At 67.4% G+C, this 8,326-nt stretch carries 6 protein-coding genes and 4 pseudogenes; 3 read left to right on the top strand and 7 right to left on the bottom strand.

All coding sequences use genetic code 11. The annotated features are described in order from the left end of the window. Positions 1-421: 421 nt before the first annotated feature. The 4 genes and pseudogenes from ABZT04_RS45605 to ABZT04_RS45590 form a co-directional block, all read right to left on the bottom strand. Positions 422-1,060: a sigma-70 family RNA polymerase sigma factor gene (locus ABZT04_RS45605; RefSeq protein ID WP_356066546.1), complete on the bottom strand. Its 639-nt coding sequence runs from the start codon at positions 1,058-1,060 to the stop codon at positions 422-424. Positions 1,061-2,084: 1,024 nt separating this feature from the next. Beyond that, entirely contained in the window at positions 2,085-2,624 is a 540-nt protein-coding gene (locus ABZT04_RS45600; protein ID WP_356066543.1) for an IS3 family transposase, read from the bottom strand. Then, positions 2,621-2,920: a transposase gene (locus tag ABZT04_RS45595; RefSeq protein ID WP_356066540.1), complete on the bottom strand. Its 300-nt coding sequence runs from the start codon at positions 2,918-2,920 to the stop codon at positions 2,621-2,623. Before ABZT04_RS45595 ends, ABZT04_RS45600 begins: the two co-directional genes overlap by 4 nt. 73 nt (positions 2,921-2,993) lie before the next feature. Continuing rightward, positions 2,994-3,083: pseudogene (locus tag ABZT04_RS45590) on the bottom strand (IS5/IS1182 family transposase); the annotation flags it as partial. A 399-nt stretch (positions 3,084-3,482) separates the two neighbouring features. Here ABZT04_RS45590 and ABZT04_RS45585 point away from each other — a divergent pair. After that, a complete protein-coding gene (locus ABZT04_RS45585; RefSeq protein ID WP_356066549.1) occupies positions 3,483-4,718 on the top strand; it encodes an IS110 family transposase in 1,236 nt (411 codons plus the stop codon). A 33-nt stretch (positions 4,719-4,751) separates the two neighbouring features. Here the strand turns inward: ABZT04_RS45585 and ABZT04_RS45580 are convergent. After that, positions 4,752-5,114 (bottom strand): annotated as a pseudogene (locus ABZT04_RS45580) (transposase family protein); the annotation flags it as partial. A 465-nt stretch (positions 5,115-5,579) separates the two neighbouring features. Between ABZT04_RS45580 and ABZT04_RS45575 the strand changes: the two are divergent. Then, positions 5,580-7,040 (top strand): GAF domain-containing SpoIIE family protein phosphatase, encoded by a 1,461-nt coding sequence (locus ABZT04_RS45575; protein ID WP_356066537.1) that lies wholly within the window; start codon positions 5,580-5,582, stop codon positions 7,038-7,040. Positions 7,041-7,045: 5 nt separating this feature from the next. Then, on the top strand, positions 7,046-7,411 hold the full coding sequence (locus ABZT04_RS45570; protein WP_356066534.1) for an STAS domain-containing protein: 366 nt from the start codon (positions 7,046-7,048) through the stop codon (positions 7,409-7,411). Positions 7,412-7,516: 105 nt separating this feature from the next. Here ABZT04_RS45570 and ABZT04_RS45565 read toward each other — a convergent pair. Together ABZT04_RS45565 and ABZT04_RS45560 are read right to left on the bottom strand one after the other, a co-directional pair. Then, a pseudogene (locus ABZT04_RS45565) lies at positions 7,517-7,708 on the bottom strand (DUF4158 domain-containing protein); the annotation flags it as partial. A gap of 249 nt (positions 7,709-7,957) precedes the next feature. Further along, positions 7,958-8,233 (bottom strand): annotated as a pseudogene (locus ABZT04_RS45560) (transposase); the annotation flags it as partial. Between the last annotated feature and the right edge of the window lie 93 nt (positions 8,234-8,326).

The raw sequence follows: 8,326 nt of genomic DNA, 5'->3' as shown, positions 1-8,326 counted from the left end.
GATCTTGTTCCTGCTGTGGGGCACGCTCGTCGCTGCCGGGCAGCCGAACAAGCAGGTCCTCGATCGCGCTCCGCACCTTGGCGATGCCGAACAGCAAGAGCGTGATGAACGTGAGCGTGGAGGCAGTAACGCGGTAGGTGGCTCGCATGGGATTCGTACCTTCCCCTTCCTTGTCATGGATGCCGTTGCGCACAGCCCGGCCGGCCAAGTCCGGGTCGTGCGAGTGCTGCGTCCGGGATGGCGGTCCCGGTCCGGGATGGTTAGTCCCGGCGCAGCCCGCTCCTCCGGGTGGCGGATCCCGGCGGGCGGTGGCTTTTACCTTTCACCTCCTGATGAATCGGATGGCGGGCGGAGCAGCCCCCACGCGGAGTCGCGGACCGTACCGTCATCGGTGCGGACGGCCCGCAGTTCCTGGAAGCGGCTACTCGTTGGCCACGACACCGAGCCGGAGACCAACCTTCTTGGAGCGGAGCTTGCGCCGCGCGTGCCTCAACGCGTCGCGTACGGACTGGTTCGTTGCCGTCCCGCCCAGCAAATTGGCGATCACCGGCGCCTTCATGCCGTACCCCTCGGCGAGCACGAACACCTTCAGCTGGAGGTCACTGAATTCCTGGCGCAGCACCGCCATCGCCGGGGCGAGATCGGCGAGGGACTGCTCCTCCGCGCTGGGGTGAGCGTTGTCCCTGGTGTCCAGCAGGTACAGGTCGTCCCCGACGAAGGACTCCGCACGCTCCCTGACCTCCTTGAGGTACGCGTAGGACTCATTGCGGGCCACCGCCCACAGGTACGCCTCGGTCTTACCCATCCCCATCGCGAGAGGGCCGCCGCGCTTGAGCCGGGTGTAGATGGCGAGCCATACCCGCGACGCGATGTCATCGCACGCCCATCCGTCAAGACTCGTGATGTAGTACGCGATCCGGCGAACGGAGCGCGCGTTCGCATACAGGCCCTCCCACTGGAGCTGAGCCTCTGGGCTCAGCTCCACGATGCGGATCGCGACCTCGGGGGCCGTTCCACGCTGACGCGGGATCCTGCGGCCCTCGTTGTTACTGCCGCTCATACCTGGCCTCTCGCATGATCGGGGTCGAACGGAGTGGTGATCCCGCCGTACGAGATCTCCACCAACCCATCAGTGCCGCAACCCGAAAAGTGTGAGAGGCGAACGACGGAATTCTCCGGGAGATCCGCAACCCACAGGGCAGCACCGGTGACCTCGGCGACGGCACTCTGCCCGTGGCAGAGAGGGGACACCGTCGGCGAACCGCGACTGGCGCCGGATCGACGGCCAGAGGGGGAGCTCGGCAGGCGCCCGCCCTGGGGCTGTTCAGCGCAACGCTCCCGGTGGGAACTTCACCACCCATTCGTGCTGCTGGTCCCATGCCCGTACCCACGACTCGCGCCACAGGCGGGGGAATTCGCGTACCGGCTCAGCGTACGGGCTGGCTTCCTCCCCGGGCACGGCCTCTCCGGTAGTCCTGTCCACCCAACCGCTCTCAACAAGAGACGGCCGCCAGTTCGCGTCGCCCCCAGGACGGCCTGCACGCTTGCAATCCCGACGGCACCGCCATTGACTGGCACACGCCACTCGCGTTCGTGCATCCAGGCCGAGCCCGGCGCCGTACACACAGCCCAGTGCTCAAGCTCGGCCGCCATGTTTTTTTATGCAGGTCATGACGCGATCCTCAACGGGCTTCCACCTCACATCGCTCAAGTCATCGCTGGCCACGGAAGTATCAACACCACCATGGGGGACGCCGCAATCTATCCAGCGGACGCCATCGAGGCGCACCAGGCCTTGATGGCTCCGTCGCGCACTCCGGCCTGTCGAGGAATACAGGGCCGTCACGCCGGACGAGTGGCAGGAGTTCCTTGGACACTTCGAGCGCCGCAAGCTCGCCCTTGGGGAATGCGGTCGAGCCTATGGCACTGATTGCACTCATGAACACGCATGTGTCCGATGCCCAGTCCTCAGGCACCTCAACCCCTATCGAAGAGGGTCATTCGCGCGACGTCAGTAATCTGGCTCCTCTGGAATCCCCTTATTCCATCTCGAAATCTCTGCCGCTCTCCTCATGTTTTCCATGTCATCCAGAAAACCCTGGATGCGCGACGGGCCGGATATTGTTCTGGGTGGCAGCCCAGTTGTCCCGTATTCTTCCGTCGATTTGATCTCCCGCTCCCGGGGCCCGTGTCTGACAGATATCTCCGGGTCGTTCAGGCACGTACGGCATGTTCGTTACGTCGATACCGGCACCCGACTTTGGTTCGGGCCAACCGAAGTCGGGGTGCGAGGCGGGGTGCGAGGCGGGGAATCGTTTCGCCGTTCGCATGCGGGTGACACAGCACATTTGCATCAGGCGGGCGACACGTTTGCGGTTCACCCGCCGCCCGTGGCGGCGCAGTTCGGCGTGGATGCGCGGGACGCCGTAGGTACGACGGGAGGCGAGGTGCAGCACGGTGATCTCGTGGGCGAGTGCATCGTCGGCGGCCTGCCGGGCACGGCGGGCGGCCTCGCCCTCGCGCCAGGCGTAGTAGGAGGAGCGGGCCACGCGCAGCACGCAGCACAACAGCGTGATCGGGTAGTTCGCCTTCTCCGCGTGGATGAACCAGCACAACTCGCTCACCGGTCGTTCTCCTTGACGAAGAAGGCGGTAGCTTTTTTCAGGACCTCGATCGTCTGCTGCTGTTCACGGTTCTCCTTGCGCAGCCGCCGCAATTCCTCACGCTCGGCGCTGGTCAGCTCGCCGCCCTGGCTCCCGCTTCGGTCGGCCTTGGCCTGGCGGTACCAGCCGCGCAGGGATTCCGAGCTGATGCCGAGTTCCCGGGCCACCGCGGTGACCGTCCTGCCCGAGGAGTCGACGAGCACGATGGCGTCCCGCTTGAACTCCTCCGTGTACCGCTTCGTGTACTTGCTTCCCACCTGGTAACTACTTCCAATGGAACCTCAGGTCCCAGTCTCCAGGTGTCCACGATCAAGGGGAAGCTTCAGTCGTGCGGTTGCCCGGCAGTGGACGGCCGACAGCGACGACGAGTGGTGTGTCGGCGTCGATGACGACTTGGTGGTTGGTGGAGTACTGATAGTTCTAATAGCTCATCGGTGAGCCTGAGCGCGTGAGTGCAAGGGTTGCCGAGCGAGGTGGAAGCCTGCCCCACTTTCGGGACGAGAGATCCCCGTGGTCAGACCGGCTCTGCCTCGCACCCGCCCTGCCGGGCAGAGACCTTCGGTAGTTCCGGGACCTTTGATCTCTCGTCTAAGACCGGTCCCGCCCGGCAGAAGCGGGTCAGGTTTCATGTCGCCAGGCCGCCGACAGGGGCCGACCTCTCAGCAGTTCGCGAGCCCAGAGCTCTCCAGCAGACCGAGGTCCCTGCCGGTCGCTGGAGACACGAACGGCTCATGAGATGGCGTGCCCCGAGCACTTCTATTAGAGCGCCGCGTGCTCCGCCCGGGAAACGACGTGTACGACAAGACGGAGGTAGAAAGGTTGAGCGCGATCTTCTGCGGCATCGACTGGGCGGAGGGCCATCACGACATAGCCCTCGTCGACCAGGACGGCAGCCAGTTGGCGAAGTTGCGGATCAGCGACGACAGCGCCGGCTTCCACGCCCTGCTGGAACTCCTGGGCCGCCACGGCGACAACGTCGAGAACCTGATCCCGGTCGCCATCGAGACTCCCCGTGGACTGCTGGTCGCCTCCCTGCGAGCCACCGGCCGCAAGGTCTACGCGATCAACCCCTTGGCCGCCGCCCGATACCGCGACCGCGGCAGCGTCTCCCGGGCCAAGTCCGACGCCGCTGACGCCCGGGTACTGGCCAACATCCTCCGCACCGACCGGCACGCCCATCGCCCGCTGCCCGAAGACAGTGAAGCCGGGCAAACCGTTGCCGTCCTCGCCCGCGCCCACCAGGACGCGATCTGGGATCGGCAGCAGATGGTCAACCGGCTCCGCTCCCACCTGCGCGAGTACTGCCCAGCCGCCCTCCTCGCCTTCCACGGATCGGGCAAACCGGGACTCGACTCCGCACACGCACGCGCGGTCCTTGCGGCCGCCCCCACCCCGGCCGCCGCGGCCAGACTCACCCGCAGCCAGCTGCGCGCACTCCTCACCCGGGCGGGTCGCCTGCGTCGCGGCATTGACGCGGAGGTTGAACGGCTCCGGGAGATCTTCCGTGCGGAGCACCTCCACCAACTGCCCCTGGTCGAAGAGGCAATGGGGCACCAGACATTGGCACTTGTCCAGCAGGTCAGCGCTGCCTGCAGCAGTGTCACCGACCTTGCGGCGGCGACGGAGGAAGCGTTCCTCGCGCACCCGGACGCCGACATCATCACCAGCTTCCCGGGTCTGTCCGTGCTGTCCGGGGCCCGAGTGTTGGCCGAGATCGGTGACGACCGTTCCCGGTTCGCGGACGCGAGGGCGGTCAAGGCATACGCCGGCGCGGCACCCGTGACAAGGGCGTCAGGCCGCAGCCACGTCGTCGTAGCTCGGACCGTCAAGAACCAACGACTCGCCGGCGTTGGCTACATGTGGGCCTTTGCCACACTCCGCACCGACGCCCCACGCGCCCATTACGACAGGCGACGAGCCGGCGGAGAACGGCACACCGCCGCACTGCGGAACCTGTTCAACAAGCTCCTGGGCTGCCTCTACCACTGCCTGCAGAGCCGAACGACATACGACCCCGACCGAGCCTTCGCGGCCCCTTTGACCCTCGCCGCCTGAGCACGGACTTGACCTCTCAACGACATGAGATGTCTTCGAACGCTCGGCGATGTTGTGGTCGCGAGTGGGAACCAAGGTGCCGTCCACGATTAGCACGGCATCCTTGTGGAACCGCCGGCGCTGGCGCAGGGCGAGGGTGGGCCCGAGGTGGTCGATGACGCGGTCGGCAGCCGACTTCGAGATCCCGAAGAGCAGGGCGAGCTGTCGCAGTGTCAGATTGGTTCGCCAGTACGCGATGACGAGCAGCACGCGGTCCTCCAGCGGCAGACCCCATGGTCGTCCCTTGCGTATCGGGGCCGCTTCTTCCTTTCGCAGAGCGGTGATGAGCGTGCCGAACTGCTGCGGGCTCAGTCCGGTGAACGGGCTTATCCAGCGGGGCTCCGATGCCGTGATCACGGCGAAATCATCTCCGACCCCGAGAAGCCGTGTTGAGTTGCGGGGTCTCGGGGGTACTGGGGGCGCTTCCGCTTGAGCTTGGCCAGGTCACTGAGGACGACAGAGACGCAGCGTCTCGGACGACCATGATCAATCTCAGCGCCGGCCACGGTTCCATTGATCCCCGAGGCCGTGGGTAGCGCCCACCGTGCGTGCGGCTCTGGCCCTCACCGCCCGGCGTGGAAAGACCATCCCCGGAGGGCGGGCACACCCGGTCGCTCGTTCGTTCCCGCACGTGGGGCGGATGAGGGGGAGCGCAGTCCGGCCCGGTACCGTCGCCGGGTTTCACCGGGCAGCACTGCGCGTCGACATCGGTGGTCCTGTGAGGTGCCACCCGGATGGCCTTCGCGCACTCGTTCCGCTTAGCCTTTCCGTTGGCCCGCGCCGCGCCCGGTGGCTGCGGGAGGTCAAGGAGGTGGAAGGCCGATGCCCGAGCAGGCTTCGGCATCCGAGGACGGCGCTCCTGACAAGCGCCTGCATCTGGTGCCCGACGAGGTCGTCGAGGTCGGCCGGATGGAGGCGGTGCGCCGCTACGACATCCTCGACAGCCCGCCCGACGGCGCGTTCGACCGGGTGGCTGCGCTGGCAGCCCGCCTGTTCGACGTCCCCGTGGCGACGGTGACGATCGTGGACGAGGACCGGATCTGGTTCAAGGCCGCGCACGGCCTGGACGGGGTCAGCGAGATCGGCCGGGACCCGGGCCTGTGCGGCTCCGCGGTCCTGCGAGACGACACGCTGGTGATTCCCGACACTCTGCTCGACGACGTCGCCTGCGGCAACCCGCTGGTCACCGGGCCGCTCGGCGTGCGGTTCTACGCCGCCGCGCCGATCACCACGACGGACGGGCACAAGCTGGGCACGGTCAACGTCCTGGACACCAAGCCCCGCTCCATCACCTCCGAACAGACAGCCACCCTGACCGATCTGGCGGCGATCGTGATGGACGAGATGGAGCTGCGACTGTCCGCGCTGCGCACCGTGCGCCAGGAGCAGCAGTCCGCCGAGGCTGAGCGGGCGGCCCGGGAGCAGGCGGAGAGGGACAAGGCGGCGATCGCCTCCTTCGCCTCCACCTTGCAGCGCACTCTGTTGCCGCCGGCGCTGCCGACGGTGCCCGGCCTGGAGCTGGCCTGCCACTACCACACCGCGTCCGCGCACGACGTGGGCGGCGACTTCTACGACGTCTTTCCCCTGCCCGCCGGGACGTGGGGATTGTTCCTGGGGGACGTGTGCGGCAAGGGCGCCGAGGCGGCCACCATCACCTCCCTGGCCCGCTACACCCTGCGGGCTTCCGCCCAGCACACGGACGATCCCGTCGCGGTACTTGAGGCCCTGAACAGCGCCCTGCTGGCCGATGTGCGGGCGGGCAGCCGGTTCTGCACAGCCTTCTTCGCCACCCTCACCCCTGATGCGGCCGGGGGCTTCACCGTGGAGCTGGCCACCGGTGGGCACCCCCCGGCCTACCACCTCAGCCCCGCCCCGCCCGAAGCCGGGCCCGCCACGCACACGCGGGCAGAAGCGGTCCATCCCAAGGGCGGCATGCTCATCGGAGCCTTCCCCGACGCCCGCTTCGCCTCCACCACCCTCCACCTCGCCCCAGGCCAGGCCCTGCTCCTCTACACCGACGGCCTCACCGAGGCACACACCAGCACCGGTACCATGCTCGGTGACGAGGGCCTGACAACCTTCCTCACCGCTCGTGCCGCCTCGTGCGGGGCGGCGCAGTTGGTCCAGGACACCGTCGGTCTGCTGGACGGCCTGCCCGAGGGCGCGAGTGACGACGTCGCCCTGCTGGCTCTGTCGGTTCCCGCTCCCGACCAGGCCGCCACCGCGACGGGGGCCGGATCCACCGCCCACACCACCGCCGCGCCCGCCGGCGAGGAGCACTGACCGCCATGACCGACGACATCGAGCTGACCCTGACCGCCACCCCCGGTTCCGCAGCGGTCGCCACCGTCACCGGCGAGATCGACCCGCATACCGCACCCGGCTTGCGTACCCGCGCGCTGGAGCTGATCGACCAGGGCCACCACCACTTGATCCTCGACCTGTCGGGTGTGGGCTTCTGCGACTCCGCCGGCCTCAGCGCACTGATCGGCATCTGGCACGGCGCCCAGGAAGCGGGCGGCTCCCTGGCCCTGGCCGCCGTCCCCGACCGGCTGATGCGCATGCTCACCCTCACCGGCGTGGACAGCCTCCTGCCCCATTACCCGAGCACCGCCGACGCGCTCAGCGCCCACCAGGGCGCCCCCATCGACTAACCGCTCCTTCGCCAGCCTTGCGCGTCGCTCCCCGGGCGGCAAAGCCCGATCTGCACGGTGGTACGACGAACGGCCGGGCGCCTCGGGTGCGATTCGTGCTCGCCGGCGTCCGACATACCGCGCGGCGCATATCTGCACCGCGAACCCCAGCTGGTGAGCCTTCGTCCGCCGCAACGCAATCAGGTCCCGATCCACGTCGTCCAGCAAGAAGACCCGCTCCAGCTCCGGACGCGTGGGCTCCTCGGCGAACTCCCCGTACGCCTCGGCCTGCTCATCAGTTAAGAACTCCACCGGCATAAAGCGGACCGTACCCAGACCCCGCCCAAGATCGACGATCTTTCAGCTGACCTGACCCTTATCCCGGGGACGATCACTGTGCTAGCCGATCATCATCAATCTCAGCGCCAACCACGGTCCCATTGATCCCCGAGACCGACCCACGCCGCGCTGCCCGCCAGGACCAGAGCACCAGCACTCCTGCCAGATCACCCACCACCCAGAGATCGATTACGGGACAGCCCTTAGGGCCTGTTGGGAAAGTGCTGGTCACAGCCACTTGTTGAGGACTGCGACCGGCACGGTCGCCTCGTAGCGGACGGCGAGCTTGTCGTACCTAGTGGCCACGGCACGGTGGCGCTTGAGGCGATTAATCCCGCATTCGACTGCGTGGCGCTTGCGGTAGTCGGTCCTGTCGAACTTCGGTGGCCGACCGCCCCGGGAGCCGAGTTTCTGGCGGTTGCGGATCCGATCCGCCGGGACCGGAATGGTCGCCTTGATCCCGCGTCTTCGCAGGTAGGCCCGGTTGCGGCGGGAGTCGTACGCCTAATAGGCGTTGAGGGCTGGGAGTTGGATCAGCTCTGGGCAGGGGCCGAGCGAGATGTCTTGCTGTATGCCGCGCTTTGAGTGCTTCGACAA

Source organism: Streptomyces sp. NPDC005492 (genome assembly GCF_040605995.1).
Classification (GTDB): Bacteria; Actinomycetota; Actinomycetes; order Streptomycetales; family Streptomycetaceae; genus Streptomyces.
This window is presented reverse-complemented; position numbering and strand designations above follow the sequence as displayed.